The sequence below is a fragment of the Streptomyces sp. NPDC006512 genome (assembly GCF_040611935.1).
Taxonomy (GTDB): domain Bacteria; phylum Actinomycetota; class Actinomycetes; order Streptomycetales; family Streptomycetaceae; genus Streptomyces.
In genome coordinates this window covers 18,363-44,465 of sequence record NZ_JBEXPG010000003.1, presented here as the reverse complement: position 1 = coordinate 44,465, position 26,103 = coordinate 18,363, and the positions used below count along the sequence as shown (strand labels likewise).

Sequence of the window (26,103 nt, the reverse complement as noted above, 5' to 3'; positions counted from 1 at the left end):
CTGGGGGCATGGAAACCGGGACGCAGGGTGAGACGGCGCCGCCCGAATGGGTGGGACTGCCGGGCGGGCTCCTGACCCTGAGGCGGCTGCTGCTGGTGATCTGGACGCTGCTCCCGGCCGTGGCGACGGGGCTGCTGCTGGGCCTGTTCGCCGGGCCCGCCTGGGCCCTCCTCGCGGCGGTCTGGCTCGCGGTACTGGCCTGGGGGTGGGTGATGCTCGGGCGGAACTGGCGGTCCTGGCGGTACGCCGAGCGGGCCGACGACCTGCTGATCAGCCGGGGCGTGCTGTGGCGGGAGCAGACCGTGGTCCCCTACGGGCGGATGCAACTGGTCGAGGTGACCTCGGGGCCGCTGGAGCGGCGCTTCGGACTGGCCTCCGTACAGCTGCACACGGCCGCCGCGGCGAGTGACGCCAAGATCCCCGGGCTGGACCCGGCCGAGGCGGAGCGGCTGCGCGACCGGCTGACGGAGCTCGGCGAGGCAAGGTCGGCGGGGCTGTGAGCGCGTCGGCGGGCCCGGCGGACGAGGCGGACCCGGCGGACCGGGCGGACCGGGCGGACCCGGCAGGCCCGGCGAAGGCGTCCGGGGGCGGGGGACCGGGCACGGCCGTCGAGCGGCGGCTGCACCTCCTCACCCCGCTGCGCCGCGCGTGGGTGCCGATCGCCGCGACGGTCGGCGTCGTCGCCCAGCAGGGCCAGCGGGCCCAGGAGTGGGTGACCGGCCTCTCCCAGGGCCTGCGCGTCCTGGGGCTGGCCGCGCTCGTCCTCGTCTTCGGCCTGTACGGGTTCCTCAGCTGGTGGTTCACCCACTACTCCGTCACCGACACCGAGCTGCGCATCCGCACCGGCCTCTTCTTCCGCCGCACCGCCCACATCCGCCTCGACCGCATCCAGGCCATCGACGTCACGCGCCCGCTGCTGGCCCGCGTCGCCGGCGTCGCGAAACTCCGGCTCGACGTCATCGGCACCGAGGACAAGGACGAGCTGGCCTTCCTCGGCGAGGCCGACGCCGTCGCCCTGCGGGCCGAACTGCTCGCCCGGGCCGCCGGATTCGCCCCCGACGAGGCCGTCTCGCTCGGTGAGGCCCCCGAACGGGGGCTGCTCCGGGTCCCGGTCGCGGACCTGGTCGTCTCCATGCTGCTGAGCCTCGACGTGTGGGCCGCGCTCGTCGGCGGGCTCGTCGGCCCGGCGGCCGTGTGGTGGTTCAGCGAGAACCTCTGGGCGGCCGTGGCCACCCTGATCCCGATGGTGGGCGCGGTCTGGGCGGGCAGCGTCGGCCGCTTCCTCACCGAGTACGACTGGACGGTCGCCGAGTCCCCCGACGGGCTGCGCCTCGACCACGGGCTCTTGGACCGCGCCCACGAGACCGTCCCGCCGGGTCGCGTGCAGACCGTACGCGTCGTGGAACCGCTGCTGTGGCGGCGGCGCGGCTGGGTCCGGGTGGAGCTGGAGGTGGCCGGCTCCAAGAACGGGCTGCTGGTCCCCGTGGCCACCCGCGCGGCCGCCCACGCTGTGATCGCCCGGGTGCTGCCGGGCGCTGACCTGGGGGCCCTGGTCTTCAGCCCCTCCCCGCGCGCGGGCTCGCGCTGGGTGGTGCCGGTGTGGTGGAAGGGGTACGGGCTGGCCGTCTCGGCGGAGCTCTTCGCGGCCCGGCGCGGACGCCTGTGCCGTCGTACGGAGATCGTTCCGCATGCGAAGGTCCAGAGCGTGCGCCGCTCCCAGGGGCCCTGGGAACGGGCCCGCGGGGTGGCCGACCTGCACGTGGACACCGGCGCGAACGGCACCGTCACCGCCCGGCTGCGCCCCGCCGCGGAGGCCTCCGTCCTGCTCGACGCGCAGGCGGCCCGGTCCCGAACCTCGCGCGCGGCGGCGCGGCCCGACCGCTGGATGACCTGACGGGCCGCGGGTACACGTACCGCTGTGGCTCGCACACGAGGGGTGTCGAGGGCGCGCGGGAGGGGCGGGATTCGGCCGGGGTTGATTTTCGGCCAGAGGCACCGGCCGGATGAAACCGTGTTTGTGTTCGCAACGTCCCTTGGGTAGACAGGGACACACGCAGGTGACGGAACGACACGTCAGGGGTGGGTGGATGAAGTTCGACATGGGCAGCACGACGCTGTCCGATCTGGGCAAGGCCACGACGGGATCCAGCGACGACCTGGGCACGCTGATCAAGCTGCTGATCGCCGCCGCCGACCCGCTGGAGGGCAAGTTCCACGGACCCGGCAAGGTCGCCTTCGACTCGTTCAAGCGGCGTTCGGACGCGATCACGACGGAACTGAACGCCTCGCTGCGGGCGATCCTCGGCGGTCAGGCCGGAATGGACACCTCGTTCACCTCGGGTGCCACCGAGCAGCAGGACAACGCCCACCAGAACATGGGCACCGCGAACTTCGACGCCGCTCGCTTCGGCGCGCGCTGAGACCCGGGGGACCGAAGGACATGGCACAGAACCAGGACCGTACTTCGTACGACACCGGTGCGTCCGTCGAGGTGCAGGGCGGTCTCGGCGGGATCATCGGCCAGCTGGAGCGGGTGCTCGGCGACCGTGAGACGGCGGTCAAGGCGGCGATGGCCGAGTTCACGGCCGACGGCGTCTCGGACGAGTACCACGGCAAGGAAGCCCGCTGGAACAAGGCGGCGAACGAGGTGCGCAACATCATCCGCCTGGTGCGCACGACGCTGGACCAGAACGACGCGACGGCGCAGGCGACGCTCCAGAAGGCCAAGGCGGCCGTGGACGGGATCGGCTGACCGCCTCGGCGCGGACACGGGCGCGGGCCATTCGGGGAAACGGGGGCAGGTCATGGACTGGGACATCAAACCGTCCGGCGTACAAGGGGTCGTGAACAAGACGGTCACCGCTGCCGGTGGCTTCGAGAAGGCGGGCAAGTCGCTGCAGACGGCCCTGCCGGACGCGGCGAAGCACGCGGGGACCATCACCGAGGGCGGTTCCACCGCCGGTGAGGGCGGCGGCATGGGCCCGATCGCGGCCGCTCTGGGCGGACTCATGGACGCCCACGACCAGCGTCTCGCGTTCATCGGAGCCCGTACGACGGCCTCGGTCAACGGGGCGATCGCGGCGACGACGGCTTACGTGCAGGGCAATCTGGACCAGGCCGCCAACGCCCAGGCCGAGGCGCTGAAGGAGCCGAAGATCGACCTGCCGGGGGCTGGCAAGAAGTGACGGACCACGTTCCGATCAACCCCTGCACGATCCCGCAGTTCACCGGCAACTTGGAGTCGCTGGAGCTGGACAAGGCGAAGCTGACGACGGCGGCGGGCACGTTCCGTGACGCGGGGTCGAACGTGGATTCCGAGTTCCAGGGGCTGTCGGCGTTCTACTCGGCGCCGGAGGCGGCGAAGCTGTTCGCGACGACGAAGCCGGTCAAGACGGACAGTGACTTCTTCGCGGACCAGCTGGAGTCGGCGGCGAAGGCGCTGGGCGAGTACGTCACCGAGGCGCGGCCGATCGTGGCGCGGCTGAAGGAGCTCCAGATGAAGGCGACGGCCTTCACGAGCAAGATCAGCGGGGACGAGCACTGGAAGGACGACGGGGACAAGATCGACGAGAACAACGATCTGATCCACGACGTCAACGCGGCGGCCGAGGCGTTCTGGGCCGCCGAGCGGACCTGCGCCAACAAGATCCGGGCCCTGTACTGCGCGCCGCCGCTCGTGGCGGACGACGGCTCGCACGGCGCGAACATGTACGGCTACAAGGCGGAGGACCTGAACAAGGTCCAGGACCTGCCGTGGGGTTCGCAGCTGGAGGAGACCCACCGGGCGTGGGAGGTCGGGTACTGGGTCAAGTCCTTCGTGTGGGACGGCATCATCGTCGACGGCATCTGGGGCACGCTCAAGGGCCTCGGCACGCTCGTCGGCTTCGGCGGTCTCGACGCGATGGGCCAGGCCTGGACGGGCCTCGCGAAGCTGGCGACCGGCCTGGTGATCACGGCCATCCCCGGGGCGAACGTCGCGTTCTGGACGGCCGACGAGAAGGACCTGCCGGGCTGGCTGCGGGATTCGCGTACCGCCATGAAGGAGACCGGCAAGGCGCTGGTCGCGTGGGACGAGTGGGGCAAGAACCCGGCCCGGGCGGCCGGAGCGGTCACCTTCAACGTCGTGACGACCGTGTTCACGGGCGGCGCGGGCGCGGTGGCCAAGACGGGCGCGGTGGCGAAGGTCATCGGCGCGGCGGGCAAGGCCGGCAGGCTGATCGACCCGATCACGTACATCGGCAAGGCCGGGTCCCTGGCGAAGCTGAAGATCGGCGACCTGTTCACGAACCTCGGCAAGGTCGACGGGGCCTTCCCGAAGATCGACGACGTGGTGTGGAAGGACCTCCCGAAGGCCGACGCCCCCGGCATCACCTTCCCGCACCCGGACGACACGGTCCGCCTTCCCGACGACTCCCTGGGCCGGCCGCAGTACTACGACAAGACCACCAACCAGCTGCTGGACCACACGGGCGCCCCCAAGCAGGACCTCACCTCGGTCCCGAAGGGCCCGGACCACCCCCTGGCCGAGACCCCGGCCCGCGAGCCGGTCCCGGTCGGCGCCCCGGCCCACTCGGTGGCCGGCACGGCCGACAACGCCGCCCATGCCCCCGGCGGCGCGGCCACCCACACCCCGGGCGGAGTGGCGGACAACACGGCCCGCAACAGCCACACCGACCCCACGAACCCCACGGGCGCCGGCACCCGCACCGACACCACCCCCACGGGCGGCGGCACCCACACGGACACCCCGTCCACGGGCGGTAACGGCGACGGCCCGGCCACCGGCGGCGGTGGCCACGGCGGCGGCCACGGCGACGGCCCGGGCGTTCCGCGCCAGGGCGACGGCGGAGGCTCTCCCGGGGAGCCCGAAGCACCGAAGGCGGACGAGCCGCCGACCGGCGCGACGCCGGAACGGCCGAACGAGCCGGCGCAGGCCTTCACCGCCGAAGAGAAGGCCGCGCACTGGGGCCACCTCGACGAGGTCGCGGGACGCAACGCGGACGACTTCGACCAGCTCCAGCGCGACCCGGACAAGAACGGCGGCATCAACGAGAGTTCTATGGACGAGGCGAGGGTGGGCCTGGACCTGCGGGAGAGCGGCCGGCTCCCGGACGACATCGCCCGTCCCCACAAGGCCGACCTGGGTGAGTTCTACTCGGAGACCACCGGTCGCTACTACGACATCAAGGGCGTCCACTCGGACTACCCGCCGTTCAACAACATCCGCAACAAGAACGGTCCCTGGCCAGGTGCCTACGATTCCGTCCGGGACTCCGCCAAGTGGGAAGACAAGGTGCGAGGACAGATCGAAACACGGAAGCGCATCGTGATCCTCGACATGCGTAATGCGGACCAGGCCGCAATTGATGACATTCGGGGCATCATCGAAAGGAACGGCTGGGAGAATGATGTCATCTGGTACCCGTAGAGGGTGGCGCCCACCCGTCATGCCGGCCGACGCGGAGGCCGCCGAGCGGCTGCGCGAATGGCTCGACGAAGACACCGGCGGGCTCGACGTCATCGGTCTGGACCTCGGCGGGGCCGACGTGTCGGGGGCGGACTTCTCCGATTCGTGGTTCACCGACACCCGGCTCGTCGACGCGCGCCTGGCCGGTGCCGAGTTCTACCGGGCCGACCTGGAGCGGGCCGATCTCACGGGGGCCGACGCGACGGGCGCCTCGTTCCTGCGGGCGAACCTCGACGACGCCGTGCTGCGCGGAACCGTCCTCGACGGGGCGAACCTCGTCAGGGCGTCGGTGTACGGGGTGGACGCCTCGCACGCCCGCTGCCGGGGCACGCGGTTCATGGGGGCCTCCCTCCAGAAGGTCGACCTCCGCGGGGCGGACCTCACCGACGCGGTCTTCGAGGAGAACCTCTTCGAGGTGGTGCTGGACCACACCACCGTGGTCTCGGGCATGACCGGTTCGGTCTACGGGCCCGCGCAGCTCCTGTCGGAGGACGGGCAGCGGACCGAGCTGGCCGGGGTGGACCTGGAGAAGTGGCTCCGCGACCGCGGTGCGGACGTACGGGTCGTGGAGCCCGGCTGGTGGCTCGGACAGCAGGATTGACGCGAGGGGCCCGCGCCGGAACCGGGACGCTCACGGCTACCGCATCCCGGCCGCTGGAGCGGCCCGTCATCCGGGCGGCATCGGGGCCCGGTCGCCGGTGCCGGTGAAGAGGTAGGCGTACAGGGCGCGGAGGTAGGCGTGCAGGGTTTCCGCGTCCGGGAACTCGATGTTGGTCAGGCGCTCGTACGCGTCCACGCCGCGGCCTTCGCGCAGGAAGTCGTCGAAGCCGCGCCGGACGGCCTCCGCGTGCGAGGGAGCGTAGGAGTGCAGGGTGCCGCGCATGTCCCAGTCGGTGTCGTAACCCCGCTCCAGTTCGAGGTGGGTGTACACGAAGTTCTTGAAGTGCCGGTCGGGGTCGTCGGGGTCGATCACGTGCCGTCCATCGGGTCGGGGCCGAACCCGTCGGAGGGTCCGGGCGGGTGGGGTCACGGGAGCCTAGTGCCGGCGGAACCCCGGACCGCCGTTCGGGGATCTTCGCGGCCGGGCGTCCGGGCGGCGGGCGGTTTCCCGCGGGGCCGGGGGCGTACTAGCGTCGGGGCCGACAGGAAGGGGGACCGCCATGGCGGCACAGGACTACGACAGCCAGCTGCTCGAATCGGTCGCGGTACGACGGCGGCGCATGCGGGACGCCGTGCTGTTCGGGGCCCAGCGCGGGCGGCGGGTCGCCGACGAGCGGATCGGCAAGGCCGTGGCCGGGCTGGTCATCGCGGCCGTGCTGTGCGCCGGCTGCGTCGGCTGGTCGTTCATCTCGCACCGGCTCATCGGCAAGTCCGGTACGCCGGGTCAGGTCAGTACTCGGTGATAGGTTCGAACGCGTGGTGAGCACGGGGGCAACGAGCGGTACGGCACTCAGCCGGGTCACCCTGGTCGGTGAGCGGCGGCGGATGGATCTCGTACTGCCCTCCCAGGAGCCCGTCGGGCGGCTGCTGCCCGACGTCATACGACTGCTGGACGACCGGGTGGCGGCGCAGCCGATGCTGCGTCACCTGGTGACCGGCGACGGATCGGTACTCGAACACGACACCTGCCTCGCGGACGCGGGCATCTCCGACGGAGCCGTGCTGCGGCTGGTCCGGGTACAGGACTCGCCGTCCGCGCCCGTGGTGCACGACGTCACCGACGAGGCGGCCGAGGACCTCGACGTAAGGGCCTGGCGCTGGCGGCCGTCGGCGCGGCGGGTCACCGCCGGGGCCGGGCTGGTCGGCTGGGTGCTGCTCGCCGGGTGGTTCGCCCGGCGGGAGTTCGCGCCGGGCGCGGTGGCCGGGGCGCTGCTCGCGGCCGCCGGGGTCTGCGCGGTCGTCGGGGCGCTGTCCGGGCGGCTGAAGCGGTCCGGGATGGCGGCGGCGCTGCTGGCGACGGCCGGTGCGGCCGGGGTGCTCGGGGCGTGGACCCTGTGCGACGCGCAGCACTGGGGTGCCATGGGGCGGCTCGCCGCCGTGGCGGGTGCGCTGGCCGTGGGGCTCGCGCTGCTCGGGTGGTTCACGCCGCTCGGACGGGGCGGGTTCGTCGGAGCGGCCGCCGTCCTCGGCCTGACCGTGCTCTGGGAGGGCGTGGCCCTGTTCCAGGGCGGCGCGGGTGCCCGTACGGGTGCCGTCCTCGCCGTGGCCTCGGTGGTGCTGCTCGGTCTGCTGCCGCGCCTCGCGCTGGCCGCGGCCGGTCTGACCGGACTGGACGACCAGCGGGCCCGCGGGGCCTCGGTCAGCCGGTACAAGGTCGCGACGGCCCTCGGCGCCACCCACCGGGGCCTGGTGCTGGCCACCCTCGCCACCGCCGTCTCGGCGGGCGCGGCCGGGGTGCTCGCACTGCGGGAACCCGACGTCTGGACGGTCTGTCTGGCGTCGGCCGTCGCCGCCGTACTGTGGCTGCGCGCGCGGGCCTTCCCGCTCGTCGCGGAGGTGGTGGCGCTGCTGCTGGCGGGCGCGGCGGTGACCGTGGCCGCGCTGCTGGTGTGGGCCGGACGGGCCGGTGCGGCCGGGCCGCTCGCGGCGCTGCTGGGCTTCGCGCTGGTGGCGCTCGGGGTGCTGGCCGTACAGCCGCCCGAGCACGTACGGGTCAGGCTGCGGCGGATCGGTGACACCGCCGAGTCCGTCGGCGTCATCGTGCTGTTCCCGCTGCTCATCGGGGTGTTCGGCGTGTACGGGCGGCTGCTCGGCACCTTCGCTTAAGGGTTGCTTCTCAGACATGGCAGACATGAACCAGCGCGACGACTGGCAGGCCGGGGTCCTGGGCGAGCTGACCGGGACCCCCGTGGCCGCCTCCGTACCCCCGCAGCAGTCACAGCAGCAGCAACCACAGCAGCAGCAGTCACAACAGCAACCACAGCCGCACCAGCCCCAGCAGCACCCCCAGCACCCCCAGCACCCCACCCCCGCCCCCCGCCCCGCAGCGCCCCGCGCCGCCCCCGAGACCGTCCCGGTCGCCGGGTCCGGGGCCCCCGCCGGCCGCCCCCGCCACGGCGACCCCCTGGTGCGCCGCACCCTGCGCACCCTGCGCGGCGCCCTCGGCTCCTCCGTGGCCCGGGCCGTCGCCGCCGAGACGGAGCTGGCCACCCAGGTGCAACAGCCCGTCACCACGGGCCGCCACATCGTCGTCACCAGCATCCGCGGCGGCTCCGGCAAGACCACCGTCACCGCCCTGCTCAGCCGCACCTACAACCACTTCCGCCACGACCCGGTGCTCACGCTGGAGGCCGACGCCGCCCTCGGCACCCTCCCGGTCCGGCTCGGCGTCCAGTCCCTGCGCTGGACATGCGGCGACCTCGCCCAGATCGTCCGCCCCTCCATGCAGCTCACGGACGTCACCGGCTACCTCGTGCCCCTCGCCGACGGCGGCTGGCTGCTGCCCGGCAGCCAGGGCCGCATCGGAGCCCAGGTCGACGTCGCCACCTACCGGACCGTCATGGTCGCGCTGCGCCGCTACTTCGGGGTCACCGTCGTCGACTGTGAGACCCTGCCCGGCGAGGTGGCCCGTACCGCCCTCGACACCGCGCACGCCCGCGTCCTCACCACCCCCGCGACCGCCGAGGGCCTGGTCTCCACCCACGCCGTCCTCGACTGGCTCGGCTCCCTGCCCGTGCCCGTCCTGCCCCGCACCGTCGTCGTGCTCACCTCCCAGGCCCCGCACCCCGCCGTCGACCTCACCAAGGCCGCCGGGGAACTACGGGCCACGGGCGCCGGGGTCGTCGTACTGCCCTACGACCGCCACCTCGCCTCCGGCGGCGCCGTCCGCACCGAACTCCTCGGCGCCGAAACCCGGCTGGCGGCCGTCCGGCTGGCCGCCGAAGTCCTCCAGCGCGCCGTCGCGCTCCCGGCAACCGGCGCCGCCCGGTGACGCAGCAGCTGGTCCACCGGCCCGCCCGGGGCACCCTGCCCCCCGCCCCGGCCGCGCCCCGCACCGTCGAAGCCCCGCCCAACCTCCCCGAAGGCAAGATCGGCAGCCCGGCCACCGCACTGCTGCCGATGGCCGGCGTCATGGGCTCGGTCGTCATGATGACCGTGATCCGCAACAGCCAGTTCGCCGCCGTCGGTGCGATCGTGCTCGTCTTCGCCCTGCTCGGCGCCGTCGCCCTCTTCTGGTCCCAGCGCGGCAAGGCCCAGCGCACCCGCCGCGCCCAGCGCGAGCGCTACCTCGAATACCTGGAGGAACAGCGCGAGGAACTCGGCGCCCGCGAAAAGGCGCTGCGGGACGAGGCCCGCCGCCTCAACCCGCCGCCGGAGGCCCTCTACGACCTCGTGCGCGACCCCGCCCGCCTGTGGGAGCGGCGCCGCACCGACCCCGACTTCCTGCGCCCCCGCCTGGGCACCGGCGCCGTCGCCGTCCAGGACCTCGGCCTCGCCCCCGGCGCCGGCGGCGTGCTCACCCCGCCCGACCGGTTCATGCTGAACGAGGCCGGCGCCCTCATGTCCCGCTTCCAGCGGGCCAGCGACTTCCCGCTGACCGTCCCCCTCGACCGGGCCGGGAACGTCAGCATCGTCGGCGACCGCGAAGGCGTCCTGCGCGTCGCCCGCGCCCTGCTCGTCCACACCGCCGTGCTGCACGCCCCCGACGACGTCGCGATCGCCCTCGGCGTCCCCGGCGAGCGCCTCGCCGGGGACTGGGACTGGGCCAAGTGGCTGCCCCACGTCCTCGACCCGCAGGAACTGGACGGCCCGGTCCCCGCCCGGCGGATCGCCCCCAGCCTGCCCCAGCTCGCCGAGGTCCTCGGACCGGACCTGCGCCGCAGGGCCTCCTACGCCGCCGAGGTCCGCCGCGGCCTGTCCGACAAGGGCGCGCTGCGGCTCGCCGGCCGGCTCCTCGTCGTCAGCGACGAGTACGGCGAGAACGCCGTCGAACTGCCCCGCCCCGACACCGCGGTGGGCCTGTCCGACATGAACACCACCGTGCTCCACCTGCTCGCCGAACAGGTCCACGAGCCCGACGAGGTGACCATACGGATCACCGTCGACGGCTCCCGCGTCACCGTCCGCGACCTGCGCACCCCGCACGGCCCCACCGCCGAGGGCCTCTGCGACCCGCTCGCCCCCGCCACCGCCGAGGGCCTCGCCCGGATGCTCGCCCCGCTGCGCCTGTCCGCCGAGTCCGTCGCCGAGGGCACCCCCGTCTCCGGACCCGTCGACTTCATGGGCCTCCTCGGCATCACCGACCCGGCCGCCCTCGACGTGGCCCGCCTCTGGGCGCCGCGCGGCGAACGGGACTTCCTGCGCGTGCCCATCGGCATCGACGACCGCCACGGCCCCGTCCTGCTCGACCTCAAGGAGTCCTCGCAGCTCGGCATGGGCCCGCACGGGCTGTGCGTCGGCGCCACCGGCTCCGGCAAGAGCGAGCTGCTGCGCACCCTCGTCCTCGCGCTGGTCGCCACCCACTCGCCCGAGGACCTCGCCATGGTCCTCGTCGACTACAAGGGCGGCGCGACCTTCGCCCCCTTCGAGAAGCTCCCGCACGTCGCCGGCGTCATCACCAACCTGGAGAACCAGGCCGGACTCGTCGAACGCGTCCACACCAGCCTCGCCGGCGAGGTCAAGCGCCGCCAGCAGGTCCTCAAGGCCGCCGGGAACGTCGCCGACATCGGCCACTACGCCGTCCTGCGCGCCGAGAAGCCCGAACTGGAGCCGCTGCCCCACCTGTTCGTCGTCATCGACGAGTTCGGTGAACTCCTCACCGCCAAACCCGACTTCATCGACCTGTTCCTGTCGATCGGCCGCATCGGCCGCTCCATCGGCGTGCACCTGCTGCTGTCCAGCCAGCGCATCGAGGGCGGCAAGCTCAAGGGCCTCGACACCTACCTGTCGTACCGGCTCGGCCTGCGCACCTTCTCCGCCGACGAATCGCGCACCGTCCTCGACACCACCGACGCCTTCATGCTGCCGCCGCTGCCCGGCTTCGGCTACCTCAAGGTGGACACCTCCACCTACACCCGCTTCAAGGCCGGGTACGTCTCCGGCCGCTACCGCGGCCCGGCCGCCGACCGCGACGGCGACGCGCAGGGCCCCCTCGCCCTCGCCTACCCCACCTTCAACACCCTCGGGGACACGGCCGCCCCGCCCGAGGACGCCGAGGAGAAGCCAGCCGCCACCGTCCGCGAGACCGGCCCCAGCGTGCTCTCCGTCATCGTCGACCAGCTCGCCGAAGCCGCCCCGCCCGTCCGCCGGATCTGGCTGCCGCCGCTGCCCGACGCGATCCCCCTCGACGCCGCCGCCGGACCCCTCTCCGTCACCGGGGGCGGCCTGCGCCTCGGCACCGGCGAACGCCGCCCCCTGCGCGTCCCGCTCGGGGTCCTCGACGACCCGGCCCGGCAGTGGCGCGGCCCCTGGGAGCTGGACCTCACCGTCGCCGGCGGCCACACCGCCGTCACCGGCGGCCCGCAGTCCGGCAAGACCACCCTGCTGCGCACCCTCGCACTGTCGCTCGCCCTCACCCACACCCCGCAGGAGGTCGCGGTCTACGGACTCGACCTCGCCGGAGGCGGCCTCGCCGCCCTCGCCGGGCTGCCCCACGTCGGCGGGATCGCCGGGCGCGCCGACCGGGAACGGGCCGCCCGCACGGTCGCCGAGGTACGGGGCATGCTCTCCGCCCGCGAGGAACTCTTCCGCGAGCACTCCATCGACTCCGTCGACCAGCTGCGCCGGCTCCGCTCCCAGGGCGGGCTGCCGGAGCTCACCTCCACCGACATCGTCCTGATCGTCGACGGGTACGGGGCCCTGCGCGAGGAGTTCGACGAGCTCGACGACGCCGTCACCGACCTCCTCAAGCGCGGCGGCGGCTACGGCATCCACGTCGTCGCGGGCATGCTCCGCTGGAACGACGTCCGCATCGCCAACCAGTCCCTGTTCGGCGGCCGCGTCGAACTGCGCCTCGGCGACCCCTCCGACTCGGCCATCGACCGCAAGCTGTCCGAGACCATCTCTCCGGACGACGCGGGCCGGGTCCTCACCGACGCCAAACTGTTCGCGCAGGTCGCCCTGCCCCGGATCGACTCCCGGTCCGGGACCACCGACCTCGCCGCCGCCCTGGAGGAAGCCGCGGGCACCGTCCGCGCCACCTGGCACGGCGACCTCGCCTCGCCCGTACGGGTCCTGCCCGCGCGGCTGCCCGCCGAGCGGCTGCCGTCCGCGCAGGACGAGCCGTACCGGATCCCCATCGGGGTGGACCAGGACGTCCTCGCGCCGGTCCTCCTCGACCTCTTCGAGCAGGACCAGCACCTGATGGTCCTCGGCGACAGCGAGTGCGGGAAGACCAACCTGCTCGCCCTGATCGCCCGGCAGCTCATCGCCCGCTACGGGGAGGACGAGCTGGTCTTCGCCGTCTACGACCCGCGGCGCGGCCTGCGCGGCGTGGTGCCCGAGCCCTACCGGGGCGGGTACGCGCACAACGCGAAGATCGCCTCCGCGCTGTCGGCCGGCATCGCCAAGGAGCTCGACAAGCGGCTCCCCGAGGACGGCATCGACCCCGACGCCGACGAGGGCCCCGGCTTCACCGGCCCGCGCATCGTGGTCCTCGTCGACGACTACGACATCCTCACCACCGCCGGGCAGCAGCCGCTCCAGGCGTTCGTGCCGTACCTGCCGTCCGCCCAGGACATCGGCCTGCACTTCGTGCTCGCCCGACGGGTCGCCGGATCCTCCCGGGCCCTGTACGAACCGCTGATGACCACCCTGCGCGAATCGGGCACCGCGGCGCTCGTGATGACCGGCGAACGCTCCGAAGGACAGCTGTTCCCGCAGCTGTACGCCAGCGCGCAGCCGCCGGGCCGCGGCACGCTCGTCCGGCGCGGACGGCCCCACCAGATCGTGCAGACCGCGCTGACCGGCGCACCGCAGAACACCTCGCCCCCGGCCGATCGGGAAGCACCGTGACCAAGGACGTCATCGCCCTCACCCCGCACATGCCCGACACCACCGCGATGCTGGTGGCCCTCGCGGCGGGCGGCGCCGACCTCGACGCCCAGGCCGCCGGGGAGGGCGCCGTCATCCAGCTCCTCGGAGCGGGCGGCCGGCCGCTGGTCTCCGTGGAGGCGCCCGTACTCGTCCAGGTCCCCGGCGAGGCGGAACGGCTCCTGGGCACCCCGACCGCCACCCCCGTGTGGTGGACGGAGACCCGCGCGTCCACGGCCGTGCCCGAGGCGGCCGCCCTCGCCGGAGCCGTCGCCGGCCGGCTCGCCGAGGTCCTCGGCGGCACCGTCTGGCCCGAGGGCGCCGGCCGCGTCGGCGCCGTGGAGGTCACCTCCGAGGCCTCGGCCGCGCCCGCGCCCGTCGGCGCCCTGCCCACCGTGGACGTCGTCACCGAGTCCACGGCGGTGGTCCTCGCCGACCGGCCCGTGGTCCCGCTCACGGCCTGGCTGTCGGACGTCCTGCGGACCACGGCCGGCTTCGGCGCGGCCCTGCACGTCGTCACCCCCGCCCACTGCCGCCTCAGCCTCCCGCTGCGCACCGCCCTGACCGGCGCGCCCAACCGGTGGGTCGTCCAGGACCCCGCGGGCGGCTACTACGACGGCCTGTCCGGAGCGGTCCTGAGCTGGCAGGACGGCACCTTCGCCCCGGTCCGGGACGCAGCCGGGCAGACCCGCCCCGCCGAGGCCTTCGCGAAGCCGGACGCCTCCGGCGAACGCCGCCTGACCGTGTCGTTCCGTACGGAACACCCCGCCGAGGCGGACGTGACCCTGGGCCGCTCCCTGGAAGCCGCCTGGCGCACCCTGACCGGGCGGCCGCCCGCCGGCTGGGGCACCGCCGAGCCCGTCAACCTGCCCTGGTCCCCGCGCCAGCTCACCGACCTGGCCCGCGGCCGGGCCCCGGAACCGACCCTGATCACCGCCGTCGGACACCCGGAGCGGCCCGCGCTGGCGACCGTACGCGTGACCCGGACGGCCGCCGGGGTCGAGGAGGACGTCACCCTGTCCCTCGGCTACGGCCCGTCGGAGGAACTCCCGCTGGACGCACTGCCCGCCCTGGCGGAGGAGCTCGTGACCGGGCACGGCCTGATCAGCATGCTGGCCTCGGCCGGACCGGGACGGCGGGACCTCGGCGTGGCCCCGCGCCTCGCGCCGCCCCCGCTGCCCGTGTCGTTCACCCTGGGCGGGGCCGGAGTGGCCGAGGCCACCCTGACCCACGCCCGTCGGCCCCCGCTGGCCCTCAAGCCCGCCCGGGTGGGCCCGGCCCGCCGGCCCGGACTGCACTACCCGCTGGGCGACGGCACCGACCCGGCCGGCTGGGACACCCTGGGCGCCCTTCTGGCCCACCTGCGCACTTCGGCGCCGGCCCCGCTGTAGCGGGAGGGGCCCTTACAGGCCGCCCGCGCGGACCAGGCCCGTCTCGTACGCCAGGACCACGACCTGGACGCGGTCGCGCAGGCTCAGCTTCGTCAGGATGCGGCCCACGTGCGTCTTCACCGTGGCCTCCGAGAGGACCAGCCGGGCCGCGATCTCGCCGTTCGACAGCCCCTGCGCCACCAGCAGCATGACCTCGCGCTCACGCTCCGTCAGCCGCTCGACCTCCTTGTTCTTCGGCTCCTCCGTCGTCGTCGGCAGCATCGGGGCGAACCGGTCCAGCAGCCGGCGCGTCGTCGACGGGGCCACGACGGCGTCCCCGCTGTGCACGGACCGGATCGCGGCCAGCAGCTCCGCGGGCGGGACGTCCTTCAGCATGAAGCCGCTCGCACCCGCCTTGAGCCCGGAGAACGCGTACTCGTCCAGGTCGAAGGTGGTCAGGATGATCACCTTCGGGTGTTCCTCCGGCTCGCAGATCCGCCGCGTCGCCTCGACCCCGTCGAGCCGCGGCATGCGGACGTCCATCAGCACCACGTCCACCTTCGTGGCCCGCAGCACCTCCAGCGCCTCCAGGCCGTCCCCCGCCTCGGCGACCACCTCCATGTCCGGCTGGGCGGCGAGCACCATCCGGAAGCCGGTGCGCAGCAGCACCTGGTCGTCGACGAGCATCACTCGGATGGACATCGGTGAATACCTCTACCTCTTCTTGAGCGGGAGCAGAGCACTGATCCTGAAGCCTCCGCCGGGTCGCGGTCCCGCGTCCAGGGTGCCTCCGACCATACCGATCCGTTCCCGCATGCCGATCAGACCGTGTCCGGCGCCGTCCGCGCCGCCGTCCTCGTACAGTTCGTGCGCCGCGCCCCGGCCGTCGTCCTCGACCAGCAGGCCCAGCCCGTCGTCGAAGTAGACGAGCCGCACGCTCGCCTTCGCCTCCGGACCGCCGTGCTTGCGCGTGTTCGTCAGCGCCTCCTGCACGATCCGGTACGCGGTCAGCTCCACCCCGCTCGGCAGCTTCCGCGGAGCGCCCTCGACCTCGAAGTCCACGGTGAGGCCCGCCGCCCGCACCTGCTCCACCAGCACCTCGATCTGCTCGACGTCCGGCTGCGGCACGTAGTCCTCGGAGTCCTGCGGTTCGCCGGTGCGCAGCACGCCCAGCAGGCGGCGCATCTCGGCGAGGGCCTGACGGCCGGTCCCGGAGATCGTCTGGAGGGCCTCCTTGGCCTGTTCCGGGGCCACGTCCATGACGTACGCGGCGCCGTCGGCCTGCACCACCATCACCGACACGTTGTGCGCGACGACGTCGTGCAGCTCGCGGGCGATGCGGGCCCGCTCGGCGGCCACCGCGACCTTCGCCTGCGCCTCGCGCTCCTTCTCCAGCCGCTGGTTGCGCTCCACGAGCTGGGCGTAGTAGGCCCGGCGGGTGCGCAGGGAGTCGCCCGTCACCCAGGCGAGGGCGAAGGGGACGATCACCATCAGGGCGAAGGTGATGCTCTCGGTGAGGGAGAGGCCCTTGTCCACGCCGAAGCGCAGGAAGTACACCGGGGAGGCCAGCAGTCCGACGCCCAGGGCGGCCCGCGAGACCCAGCGCGGCACGTCCCCGGCGGCGACCGTGAACAGCACGACCAGCATCGCCAGGTCGCAGATCTGCGCCTCGATGCCGAAGGCCAGCTGGTAGACGCCCGCGCCGACGGTGACCCAGAACATGGCCTGGGTCCACTTGCGGCGCAGGGCCAGCGCGGCCGTGAGCGCGAGGACCACCGGCACGGTGGCCAGGCGCAGGGCCGTGCTCGGTTCGGGATTTCCCACCACGGCCGCCATCGAGAGCCCGAAGAAGAGGACAGCCCAGAAGCTGTCGACGCCCGTCGGGTGTCTGCGGATGAAGTCGTAGAGGCGCTGCACGTAACCCAGAGTAGGGAAAGGAGATAGGTGCTGGAGTCAACCACAGGAGCGATCCCTGTGACGGGGGAGTACTCCCCAAGGTGGAGGGTGAGCCTACCCTTCGTGTGATGAGTGCTCAGGATGAAGGCGCGGGGCCCCTCCGCTGGCGGACGGCGATCGAGACGTCGCTGTACGGTCCCGGCGGTTTCTACGTCCGCCCCGGCGGCCCCGGACCCGCCGGACACTTCCGCACCTCCGTGCACGCCTCCCCGCTGTACGCGCGGGCCGTCGCCCGGCTGCTGGCCGAGGTGGACGCCGCGCTCGGGCGGCCCGGGCGGCTCGACCTCGTCGACGTGGGCGCCGGCCGGGGAGAACTGCTGACCGGGGTCCTCGCCGCCCTGCCGGCGGAGACGGCCGTGCGGGTGCGCCCGTACGCCGTCGAACGCGCGGCGGCGCCGGACGGGCTGGACCCGCGGATCCGCTGGGTGCCCGAGCCGCCCGCGGGGACGACCGGGCTGCTCTTCGCGAACGAGTGGCTGGACAACGTACCGCTGGACGTCGCCGAGGACGGCCGGTACGTCCTGGTCGCCGCCGACGGTACGGAGAGCCCCGGCGGACCCCTCGACGCGGCCGACCGGGCCTGGCTGGAGCGGTGGTGGCCGGACGGGGAACGGACCGGGCGGGCCGAGATCGGCCGGCCCCGGGACGAGGCCTGGGCGGCGGCCGTCGCCACCCTCGACCGGGGCCTGGCGGTGGCCGTCGACTACTGCCACACCCGGGCGGCCCGACCCCCGTACGGCACCCTGACCGGGTTCCGGGCCGGCCGGGAGGTGGCCCCCGTCCCGGACGGCGGCCGCGATCTGACCGCGCACGTCGCGCTCGACGCCTGCGCGGGACCGGGCGCGGTCCTGCTCACCCAGCGCGAGGCCCTCACCGCCCTCGGCGTCTCGGGCGGCCGGCCCCCGCTGGCCCTGGCCTCCGCCGACCCGGCGGCGTACGTCCGCGCCCTGGCGGCGGCGGGCGAGGCGGCGGAGCTCACCGCGCGCGGAGGCCTCGGCGACTTCGGCTGGCTGGTCCAGCCCGTCGGCGTCCCGGCCTGGCCGGGCGGCGCCGGGGACGCGGCAGGGGCCGGGACCCCCTGACGGGAGTCCCGGCCCCTGCCCCACAGCGGGTGCGGTGTGCCGTTACTTGGTGACCTCGTGGCCGTGGCCCTCGTGCAGGCCGCCGCCACTGCCCGTGCCCGGGGTGGTCGGCTGCGAGACGACCGGCTGGGACAGCGGAGCCAGGTCGTGGGCGTAGTGGCCGACCGCGTTCGCGATGACGTCGACGTTGATGTCGAGCGCCTTCTGGTCGATGTTCGTGATGTCGTCACCCTTGCCGTGGTAGTTCACGTCGTAGGCGACACCCGCCTGACCGCCGAACTTCGCGGCCTGCTCCGGCGACTTGATGCCCTCGGCGCCGGTGAACGTACCGCCCGACGGGATGCCGACCTCGATGAACGGGCCGTAGTCCGAACGGCCCGAGAAGTCCGTGCCCTCGTGCGGGATGTTCTTGGAGTCGAGGAAGTCGGTGATCCCCTTCTCCAGCTGCGCCGAACCCTCCGGGCCGGGGCCCGCGCCCGTCGCGTCCGAGTCGTCGCCGTCGTAGACGAAGTAGGCGGCGTTCGGCGAGCCGATCATGTCGAAGTTCAGGTACAGCTTGATCTGCTTCTTCTGGGCCTCGGTCAGGGAGGCGACGTACGCCTCGGAGCCGAGCAGGCCGTACTCCTCCGCCGACCACCAGGCGAACTTGACCTTGTTCTTGATCTTCGTCTGCTGGCTCGCCAGGCGCTGCGCGACCTGGAGGATGCCCGCCGAACCGGAGCCGTTGTCGTTGATGCCCGGGCCGGCCGCGACCGAGTCCAGGTGCGCGCCGAGGAAGACGGTGTTGTTCTCGTCGCCGCCCTTCGTCTCGGCGATCACGTTGTACGTCTTGCGGTTCTCGCGCAGCTCGCGGATGTCGAGGGTGACCTCGACCGGGCCGGCCGCCGCGTCGGCGGCGAGCTTCTCGCCGTCCGCCTTCGTGATGCCGCCGGTCGGGACCTTCCCCGCGTTCGCGTCGCCGAGGGTGCCGTTCAGGGCGCCGTCGGTGTTGTTGTAGATGATCGCGCCGACCGCACCCGCCGCGGCCGCGTTCGCCTGCTTCACCGCGAAGGTGCAGCCGCCGCGCTGGACCAGGGCGATCTTGCCCGTGAAGGCGCCCGCCGCGAAGTCGCCGGGCTCGCAGCCGTTCGTACCGTCGGCGTCCACCGGGACGACCGCGACCGGAGCGGTCACGCCCTCCTCCGGGCCGCTCGCCGTGTACGTCATCAGGTGGATCGGGATGTCCCGGCCGCCGTCGCCGTTCACCGAAAGCTTCTCGGCGATCGCCTCCACGTACACGAAGTCGAATTCGTTCTTCGTGACCTTGTAGCCGGCGGCCTTCAGCACGGCCTCGATGTACTGCGCCGACTGCACGTGTCCCTTGGAACCCGCCACCCGATTGCCGTTGTTGTAGTCGGCCAGCGACTGGAAGACCTTCAGGTGGTTGTTGGCGCCTTTCCCGGTCGCCTCCTGGACCAGCTTCTTGGCCAGGGCGTCACCCCGGGCGGCGTCGCTCTGCGGGCTGCCGGTGGCACCGGCGGGTCCGGCGAGCAGCAGCGGGGAGACGAGGGCCGCGGCCGCCAGTGCGGCGGTTGCTGCGGCTATACGGCGAGAGGGCATGAAGGTCCTTTCACAGCAGGTGCGCATCGCACGGTGCGTGGGGGAGTGGTGGACGCACGTTAGGCACCAACAGGCGCCTCTCGCCAGAGTTTTCACTGCTTCCGGTTTGTGAAATCCGTATATCGGTGAGTCTCCGCCGAACAATTCAGGCCAGCGTCCGGAAAAAGGTCGGCCGACAGTCAGCGGAGAATGCCCTCGATGAAATCGGAGCCTATCCGCGCGACCACGGACAGATCCAACTGATGCTGGACATAGCGTCCTTGACGCCACGTACGCAACAGACCGGCCTTCTTCAGGACCGTCAGGTGCCGGGACACCTCGGGCGCGGATATCGCGTACACCGTCGCCAGTTCGCTCGTCGTGTACGGAGCCCGCGCCAGACTGCGGCACAGCGACATCCGCATGGGATGCGCCAGCGCCTCCATCCGCCGCTGGAGCAGCTCCACCGAGCCCGTCGTGGACGCCAGCTCCGGCGACTCCAGCGGGTAGTGGACCACCGGACGCCAGCCCGGCGCGTGCAGCACCAGCAGGTGCGGCCAGCCGAAATCGGTCGGTACGAACACCAGCCCCGCCCCGATCCGCGGATCCGTGGCCGTGGCCTGCCCGTGCACCATCTTGTCGGCGGTGATCGTGCGCTGCTCCCGGTCGACGCTCAGCGCCGTCGACACCTCCCGCAGCGCGGCCGGCAGCCCCTTGCGGCGCAGCACCTCCGCCTTGTGCCGGGCGTCCGCGGCCTGCCGGGGCCCCACCCGCCGCCAGATCTCGGCGAAGAACGCCTCTTCGCAGTCCTCCAGGAGCCGCCGCAGCCACACCCGCACGGCCGCCGTGTCGTCCAGCAGCCGCAGCGAGAACGCCAGCTGCCGGGGCCCGCGCGCGGCCGCCGTGTCCAGCGCCTTCGCCCGCGCGGCCGGATCGCGCAGGGGGGACGGCCCGCCGCCCTCGTTGTACAGCGCCAGCCAGCAGTGCTCCAGGGCCGCCATCACGAACCGCTCGTCGTCCAGCCGGTCGAGCACGTCGAGCTCCTCGGCCAGCGTCGCGGCCGGCAGGCCCGCGCCCGGGACCCCGGCGAACGGCATGAAGATGTCGGAGAAGGAACTGCGCCACATGAAGTCGGCCTCCAGCAGCCGGTCCGCGAGGCACGAGTCCAGCGCGGCCGTGGTGGCGGTCGTCCAGGAATGGAGCCCGGGGTGGTGGGCGGGCTGCGAGAGCGCGTGCAGGGCCATGCAGAGCTCGGCGAGCGGGGACGGCGCGAAGCCGATCCGCTCCGCGGGGAGTCCGGCGATGTCGATGGTGACGCTCATCGCCCCATTCTCGCCCGGCCGGCCGCGGCGCGGCGGCTCGGGGTGCCCTCCGCGGCACCGCCGTCCGGGCGACCCGTACGAGGGCTCCGCCGCAGGTCGGAGGCGTCGATTGACGCGGAACGTCAATCGGCGCGCGGGCTGCGCCCGAGGGGGTGAGGGTGGATGCATGACCTCGATCGAGCAGTACCTCATCGACACCTACCGGGCCTCGCAGCAGCACACCCCGATGCCCCCGCCCCCGGGCCGCGACGACGTCGCGACCCTGCGCGCCCTCCACACCGAAGCCCAGTTCCGGGCCGTCCTCGCCGGCCGCCCGGCGACCCACCACTGGCGGGCGACGCTGCGCCGCCTGCTCCCGCTGCGCCGCAGGGCGTGCTGAGGGAGGACTGCGGACCGGCCGGGGCCGCGCCCGCCCCCTCACACCCGCCCCAGGAACTCCCTCACCGCGTCCCGGACCTGCTCCGGGGTCCAGTTCAGGCCCGGCTGCGTGACGTCGAGTTCCGTCATCGCGAGGCCCGGGGCGGCGTCGGGGGACCAGCGGCGGAAGAGGACCGTGCCCGTCTCCTCCGCGAGCCGCAGGCCCGCGTCCGTGAGGCGGTCCGCCTCGTAGGGGAGCCACACCTGGAACTGGTGGGTGTGCGGCACCTCCGGATGGACCCGGAACCAGGGCAGCCCCGCCTCGGCGAAGCCCTCCCGGAGGGCCCCGGCGACCATGCGGGCCCCGGCGACGTACGAGGGCAGCCGGGGGAGTTCCCGCTCCAGGCCGGCCAGCGCGGACAGGGCCTGCGGGAACTGCCGGAAGACCTGGCCCCCGTACCGGTGGCGCCACACCCGGGTCTCCTCGACGAAGGCCCGCGATCCGGCCAGCGCGGCCCCGCTCAGCCCGCCGAGGGACTTGTAGAAGGAGACGTAGACGGAGTCGGCGAGCCCCGCGATCTCCGGCAGCGGCCGGCCGAAGTGGACGGTGGACTCCCACAGCCGGGCCCCGTCGAAGTGGACGACCGCGTCGCGCTCACGGGCCGCGTCCACCAGCTCCGTCAGTTCCTCCCAGGTGGGCAGCAGGAAGCCGGCGTCGCGCAGCGGCAGCTCCAGCATCAGCGTGCCGAAGGGCTCCGGGTGGTCCCGGACCTCGGCGGCGGTGGGCTGGCGGGCCTCCGCCACGGGATGGACGGTGCGCAGCCCGGAGACGGCGGACAGGGCGCCGCCCTCCCAGCGCTCCGGGTGGCTCATGGGGTGCAGGGCCACGACGGGGTTGCCGGTGCGTCCCGCCCAGCAGCGCAGCGCGATCTGCTGGGCCATCGTGCCGGTGGGGAAGAACGCGGCGTCCTCGGTGCCGAGCAGTTCGGCGACGCGGCGTTCCAGGTCGGCGACGACGCCGTCGCCGTACAGGTCGGCCGGTGCGTCCAGGTCGTACGGGGTGTCCAGCTCGTACGGGGCCCGCGCGAGCGCCGTCAGCAGCTCGCCCACCGTCGGCTCCAGCAGGCCGTGCGAGAGGACCCGGTCGGCCCCCCGCCACGCCGTCACCAGCCGCTTCTTGCGTTCCGCGTCATCACTCATGCCCCCGATCATCGCGGATCGCCGCCGATCGGCCCGGGCCCCCAGGGGCTAGCATGGCGGCGTATCGTCCGGTACCCCCCGCGGACTGGAACGGAAGGCATTCCCCGCGTGAACGCACCCCATCAGACGGAGCCCCGGGATCCGTCCGGTCGCCCTGCCCGGCTCGCCGTCGGCGTCGTCGGCGCCGGCCGCGTCGGTCCCGCCCTGGCCCGCGCCCTCCAGCAGGCCGGGCACCGTCCCGTCGCCGTGTCGGCCGTCTCGGACGCCTCCGTGCGCCGTGCGGCGCGGCTGCTGCCCGACGTGCCGGTCGTGCCGCCCGCGCAGGTGCTGGAGCGGGCCGACCTGGTCCTGCTGACCGTCCCCGACGACACCCTGCCCGGGCTCGTCGAGGGCCTCGCGGAGACGGGCGCCGTCCGCCCCGGCCAGCTCCTCGTGCACACCTCCGGGCGGTACGGGGCCGCCGTGCTGGACCCCGCGCGCCGTGCGGGCGCCCTCCCGCTGGCCCTGCACCCCGCGATGACCTTCACCGGTACCGAGGTCGACGTACAGCGCCTGGCGGGCTGCTCCTTCGGCGTGACCGCCCCCGAGGAGCTGCGCCTGGCCGCGGAGGCCCTGGTCATCGAGATGGGCGGGGAACCGGAATGGATCGCGGAGGAGGCCCGTCCGCTGTACCACGCGGCCCTCGCCCTGGGCGCGAACCACCTGGTCACCCTGGTCGCCCAGTCGATGGAACTGCTCGGCCAGGCCGGGGTCGAGCACCCCGACCGGATGCTCGGCCCGCTGCTCGGCGCGGCCCTCGACAACGCGCTGCGGTCCGGTGACGGAGCCCTGACGGGGCCGGTGGCCCGCGGGGACGCCGGTACGGTCGCCGCGCACGTCTCGGAGCTGCGCAAGCACGCCCCCGCGACCGTCGCCGGGTACCTGGCGATGGCCCGTACGACCGCCGACCGGGCCCTCGCGCACGGTCTGCTCAAGCCCGAACTCGCCGAGGACCTGCTCGGCGTCCTCGCGGACACCAGTCCCGCGGACAACGCCGAACCGGAGGGTGGCGAGCGATGACCGGCCCGCTCCTGCTGAACACCGCCGAAGAGCTGGAGAAGCTGCCCCGTACGGGCCGCCGCGCGGTCGTGATGACCATGGGCGCCCTGCACGAGGGCCACGCCACGCTGGTCCGCGCGGCCCGCGAGCAGGCCGGGCCGCGGGGCCAGGTCGTGGTGACCGTCTTCGTGAACCCCCTCCAGTTCGGGGCGAACGAGGACCTCGACCGCTACCCGCGCACCCTCGACGCCGACCTCGCCCTCTGCGGGGAGGCCGGGGCGGACGCCGTGTTCGCGCCCGCCGTCGACGAGGTCTACCCGGGCGGCGACCCGCAGGTGCGGGTGACGGCCGGGCCGATGGGCGGGCGCCTCGAAGGGGCCACCCGTCCCGGGCACTTCGACGGCATGCTGACCGTCGTCGCCAAGCTCCTCCACCTCACCCGCCCCGACCTGGCCTTCTTCGGCCAGAAGGACGCGCAGCAACTGGCGCTGATCCGGCGCATGGTGACCGACCTGAACTTCCCCGTCGACGTGGTGGGCGTACCGACGGTCCGCGAGGACGACGGTCTCGCGCTGTCCTCCCGGAACCGCTACCTCTCCCTCGTGGAGCGGCGTACGGCGCTGGCCCTGTCCCGCGCCCTGTTCGCCGGCCGGGACCGGCTCGCCGCCCAGGCCGCGCTGCGCGCCCGCGCCGAGGCCTCCCCCGCGAGCGACGAACGGGCCACGGCCCTGGCCAGGCTCGGCGAGATCCGGGCGTCCGCCGACGCGCACGCCGTGTCGGCGGCGGGCGCCGGTCTGCCGGACGCCGTCCGGGCGGCGGCGCGCCACGTCCTGGACGAGGCGGGCCGGTACGACCCGCCGCTGGCGCTGGACTACCTGGCGCTGGTGGACCCGCAGGACTTCACCGACGTCGGCCCGGACTTCACCGGACGGGCCGTGCTGGCCGTCGCGGCGAAGGTCGGCACGACCCGGCTGATCGACAACATTCCATTGGAGTTCGGAGCACACGCGTGAGCACCACAGGCAGAGGCGCTGCCCACAGCAGCGGCACGGGCACCGGCATACGGCTGCACGCCCCGGCCCCCGGCTGGGCCGTCGACGCGGACGTCGTGGTCGTCGGGTCCGGCGTCGCGGGCCTGACGGCGGCCCTGCGCTGCGCGGCCGCGGGCCGCCGTACGGTCGTGGTGACCAAGGCGCGCCTCGACGACGGCTCGACCCGCTGGGCGCAGGGCGGCATCGCCGCGGCGCTCGGCGAGGGCGACACCCCCGAGCAGCACCTGGACGACACCCTGGTGGCGGGCGCCGGCCTGTGCGACGAGGCGGCCGTGCGGCTGCTGGTCACGGAGGGTCCGGACGCCGTGCGCCGGCTCATCGCGACCGGTGCCGTCTTCGACACCTCCGCCGAGACCGGTGAGATAGAGCTGACCCGCGAGGGCGGCCACCACCGGCGCCGGATCGCGCACGCGGGCGGTGACGCCACGGGTGCGGAGATCTCCCGGGCGCTGGTCGAGGCCGTGCACGCGGCGGGCATCGAGACCGTGGAGAACGCCCTCGTCCTGGACCTCCTCCAGGACGCCGAGGGCCGCACGGCCGGCGTGACCCTGCACGTGATGGGCGAGGGACAGCACGACGGCGTCGGCGCCGTCCACGCGCCGGCCGTGATCCTCGCGACCGGCGGCATGGGCCAGGTGTTCTCCGCGACCACCAACCCGTCGGTGTCCACGGGTGACGGCGTGGCCCTGGCGCTGCGCGCCGGGGCGGAGATCTCCGACCTGGAGTTCGTGCAGTTCCACCCGACGGTGCTGTTCCTGGGCCCGGACGCCGAGGGGCAGCAGCCGCTGGTGTCGGAGGCCGTGCGCGGCGAGGGCGCGTACCTCGTCGACGCGGACGGCGTGCGCTTCATGGCCGGGCAGCACGAGCTGGCCGAGCTGGCCCCGCGCGACATCGTCGCGAAGGGCATCATGCGCCGCATGCAGGAGCAGGGCGCGCAGCACATGTACCTGGACGCCCGGCACTTCGGCGCGCAGATGTGGGAGCAGCGCTTCCCGACGATCCTCGCGGCCTGCCGCGCGCACGGCATCGACCCGGTGACGGAGCCGATCCCGGTCGCGCCGGCCGCGCACTACGCCTCCGGCGGCGTGCGGACCGACCTCCAGGGACGTACGACCGTGCCGGGCCTGTACGCGTGCGGCGAGGTCGCCTGCACCGGTGTGCACGGCGCGAACCGGCTGGCGTCCAACTCCCTCCTGGAGGGCCTGGTCTTCGCCGAGCGCATCGCGGACGACGTCGTCGCCCACGCGCCGACCGGCAGCGGTCCGGGCGTCCCGGTGCCCGCGACCGGTCCCCTCCAGCCGGCCGAGGCCCGCTACGAGGTCCAGCGGATCATGACGGACGGCGCGGGCGTGCTCCGTTCCGCCGCCTCCCTGGCCGGGGCCGCCGAGGCCCTGGAGACCCTGTACGCGCGGGCGCTGGGCGAGCTGGAGAGCCACGGCAAGACGGCCGTCCCGGGGGTGGAGACCTGGGAGGCGACCAACCTGCTGTGCGTGGCCCGGGTCCTGGTCGCGGCCGCCCAGCGGCGCGCGGAGACCCGCGGCTGCCACTGGCGCGAGGACCACCCCGACCGCGACGACGCCGCCTGGCGCCGCCACCTCGTGGTGCGGCTGTCGGCGACGGAGAAGCGCGCCCTGGTCGTCACCCCCACCGACTCCGCGGACTTCCCGTCCGTCGACGTCCCCCTCAACCCCCCGAGCCTGGAGCAGTGAC

23 protein-coding genes are annotated in these 26,103 nt (G+C 73.8%); 17 read left to right on the top strand and 6 right to left on the bottom strand.

Annotated elements, in window-relative coordinates; all coding sequences use genetic code 11:
- The first annotated feature begins 8 nt into the window (after positions 1–8).
- The 7 genes from ABZZ17_RS02845 (at position 9) to ABZZ17_RS02815 (ending at position 6,068) form a co-directional block, all read left to right on the top strand.
- Positions 9–500, top strand: coding sequence for a PH domain-containing protein (locus tag ABZZ17_RS02845; RefSeq protein ID WP_356871251.1), 492 nt, complete (start codon positions 9–11; stop codon positions 498–500).
- Positions 497–1,894 carry a PH domain-containing protein gene (locus tag ABZZ17_RS02840; RefSeq protein ID WP_356871249.1) on the top strand — a complete coding sequence of 466 codons (1,398 nt, stop codon included), beginning with the start codon at positions 497–499 and terminating at the stop codon, positions 1,892–1,894. Before ABZZ17_RS02845 ends, ABZZ17_RS02840 begins: the two co-directional genes overlap by 4 nt.
- Before the next feature lie 193 nt (positions 1,895–2,087).
- A complete protein-coding gene (locus tag ABZZ17_RS02835) occupies positions 2,088–2,420 on the top strand; it encodes a hypothetical protein (RefSeq protein WP_356871247.1) in 333 nt (110 codons plus the stop codon).
- A gap of 20 nt (positions 2,421–2,440) precedes the next feature.
- Positions 2,441–2,752, top strand: coding sequence for a pore-forming ESAT-6 family protein (locus tag ABZZ17_RS02830; RefSeq protein WP_356871245.1), 312 nt, complete (start codon positions 2,441–2,443; stop codon positions 2,750–2,752).
- Positions 2,753–2,804: 52 nt separating this feature from the next.
- A complete protein-coding gene (locus ABZZ17_RS02825; RefSeq protein ID WP_356871243.1) occupies positions 2,805–3,185 on the top strand; it encodes a DUF6507 family protein in 381 nt (126 codons plus the stop codon).
- On the top strand, positions 3,182–5,428 hold the full coding sequence (locus ABZZ17_RS02820; RefSeq protein ID WP_356871241.1) for a hypothetical protein: 2,247 nt from the start codon (positions 3,182–3,184) through the stop codon (positions 5,426–5,428). The genes ABZZ17_RS02825 and ABZZ17_RS02820 overlap by 4 nt, the downstream gene beginning before the upstream one ends.
- A 19-nt stretch (positions 5,429–5,447) precedes the next feature.
- The gene (locus tag ABZZ17_RS02815) at positions 5,448–6,068 is read left to right on the top strand and encodes a pentapeptide repeat-containing protein (RefSeq protein ID WP_356871239.1); all 621 of its coding nucleotides are present in this window, start codon (positions 5,448–5,450) and stop codon (positions 6,066–6,068) included.
- A 66-nt stretch (positions 6,069–6,134) separates the two neighbouring features.
- Here ABZZ17_RS02815 and ABZZ17_RS02810 read toward each other — a convergent pair whose 3' ends face one another.
- The gene (locus ABZZ17_RS02810; protein WP_356871237.1) at positions 6,135–6,440 is read right to left on the bottom strand and encodes a hypothetical protein; all 306 of its coding nucleotides are present in this window, start codon (positions 6,438–6,440) and stop codon (positions 6,135–6,137) included.
- A 187-nt stretch (positions 6,441–6,627) separates the two neighbouring features.
- Here ABZZ17_RS02810 and ABZZ17_RS02805 point away from each other — a divergent pair, with 187 nt between their 5' ends.
- The 5 genes from ABZZ17_RS02805 to ABZZ17_RS02785 are packed head-to-tail and all read left to right on the top strand — an operon-like array spanning position 6,628 to position 14,829.
- Positions 6,628–6,870: a hypothetical protein gene (locus ABZZ17_RS02805; RefSeq protein ID WP_356871235.1), complete on the top strand. Its 243-nt coding sequence runs from the start codon at positions 6,628–6,630 to the stop codon at positions 6,868–6,870.
- 13 nt (positions 6,871–6,883) lie between these two features.
- A complete protein-coding gene (eccD, locus tag ABZZ17_RS02800; protein WP_356871233.1) occupies positions 6,884–8,233 on the top strand; it encodes a type VII secretion integral membrane protein EccD in 1,350 nt (449 codons plus the stop codon).
- A 25-nt stretch (positions 8,234–8,258) separates the two neighbouring features.
- Positions 8,259–9,398: a hypothetical protein gene (locus tag ABZZ17_RS02795; protein ID WP_356871609.1), complete on the top strand. Its 1,140-nt coding sequence runs from the start codon at positions 8,259–8,261 to the stop codon at positions 9,396–9,398.
- Entirely contained in the window at positions 9,395–13,420 is a 4,026-nt protein-coding gene (eccCa, locus tag ABZZ17_RS02790; protein ID WP_356871231.1) for a type VII secretion protein EccCa, read from the top strand. Before ABZZ17_RS02795 ends, eccCa begins: the two co-directional genes overlap by 4 nt.
- Positions 13,417–14,829 carry a DUF6177 family protein gene (locus tag ABZZ17_RS02785; RefSeq protein WP_356871229.1) on the top strand — a complete coding sequence of 471 codons (1,413 nt, stop codon included), beginning with the start codon at positions 13,417–13,419 and terminating at the stop codon, positions 14,827–14,829. The genes eccCa and ABZZ17_RS02785 overlap by 4 nt, the downstream gene beginning before the upstream one ends.
- A 12-nt stretch (positions 14,830–14,841) precedes the next feature.
- On the opposite strand, the gene ABZZ17_RS02780 is transcribed toward ABZZ17_RS02785, so the two are convergent.
- Together ABZZ17_RS02780 and ABZZ17_RS02775 are read right to left on the bottom strand one after the other, a co-directional pair.
- Positions 14,842–15,510 (bottom strand): response regulator transcription factor, encoded by a 669-nt coding sequence (locus ABZZ17_RS02780; protein ID WP_356871226.1) that lies wholly within the window; start codon positions 15,508–15,510, stop codon positions 14,842–14,844.
- A 12-nt stretch (positions 15,511–15,522) separates the two neighbouring features.
- Positions 15,523–16,725, bottom strand: coding sequence for a sensor histidine kinase (locus tag ABZZ17_RS02775; protein WP_356871224.1), 1,203 nt, complete (start codon positions 16,723–16,725; stop codon positions 15,523–15,525).
- 107 nt (positions 16,726–16,832) lie between these two features.
- Here ABZZ17_RS02775 and ABZZ17_RS02770 point away from each other — a divergent pair, with 107 nt between their 5' ends.
- On the top strand, positions 16,833–17,846 hold the full coding sequence (locus ABZZ17_RS02770; RefSeq protein ID WP_356871222.1) for an SAM-dependent methyltransferase: 1,014 nt from the start codon (positions 16,833–16,835) through the stop codon (positions 17,844–17,846).
- 42 nt (positions 17,847–17,888) lie between these two features.
- Here the strand turns inward: ABZZ17_RS02770 and ABZZ17_RS02765 are convergent, their stop codons facing one another.
- Positions 17,889–19,445, bottom strand: a complete 1,557-nt coding sequence (locus ABZZ17_RS02765; RefSeq protein ID WP_356871220.1) for a M28 family metallopeptidase — start codon at positions 19,443–19,445, stop codon at positions 17,889–17,891.
- 179 nt (positions 19,446–19,624) lie between these two features.
- Positions 19,625–20,746, bottom strand: coding sequence for a DUF5937 family protein (locus ABZZ17_RS02760; protein ID WP_356871218.1), 1,122 nt, complete (start codon positions 20,744–20,746; stop codon positions 19,625–19,627).
- A gap of 166 nt (positions 20,747–20,912) precedes the next feature.
- Here ABZZ17_RS02760 and ABZZ17_RS02755 point away from each other — a divergent pair, with 166 nt between their 5' ends.
- The gene (locus ABZZ17_RS02755) at positions 20,913–21,125 is read left to right on the top strand and encodes a hypothetical protein (protein WP_356871216.1); all 213 of its coding nucleotides are present in this window, start codon (positions 20,913–20,915) and stop codon (positions 21,123–21,125) included.
- A 38-nt stretch (positions 21,126–21,163) separates the two neighbouring features.
- Here ABZZ17_RS02755 and ABZZ17_RS02750 read toward each other — a convergent pair whose 3' ends face one another.
- Positions 21,164–22,303 carry a beta-eliminating lyase-related protein gene (locus ABZZ17_RS02750; protein ID WP_356871214.1) on the bottom strand — a complete coding sequence of 380 codons (1,140 nt, stop codon included), beginning with the start codon at positions 22,301–22,303 and terminating at the stop codon, positions 21,164–21,166.
- Between the two features lie 108 nt (positions 22,304–22,411).
- Between ABZZ17_RS02750 and ABZZ17_RS02745 the strand changes: the two genes are divergently transcribed.
- From ABZZ17_RS02745 to ABZZ17_RS02735, 3 genes are read left to right on the top strand one after another with little or no spacing between them, the layout of a single operon-like run.
- Positions 22,412–23,362: a DUF2520 domain-containing protein gene (locus ABZZ17_RS02745; RefSeq protein ID WP_356871211.1), complete on the top strand. Its 951-nt coding sequence runs from the start codon at positions 22,412–22,414 to the stop codon at positions 23,360–23,362.
- Positions 23,359–24,354 carry a pantoate--beta-alanine ligase gene (gene panC, locus ABZZ17_RS02740; RefSeq protein WP_356871209.1) on the top strand — a complete coding sequence of 332 codons (996 nt, stop codon included), beginning with the start codon at positions 23,359–23,361 and terminating at the stop codon, positions 24,352–24,354. Before ABZZ17_RS02745 ends, panC begins: the two co-directional genes overlap by 4 nt.
- A complete protein-coding gene (locus ABZZ17_RS02735) occupies positions 24,351–26,102 on the top strand; it encodes an L-aspartate oxidase (protein ID WP_356871207.1) in 1,752 nt (583 codons plus the stop codon). Before panC ends, ABZZ17_RS02735 begins: the two co-directional genes overlap by 4 nt.
- Position 26,103: the final 1 nt, after the last annotated feature.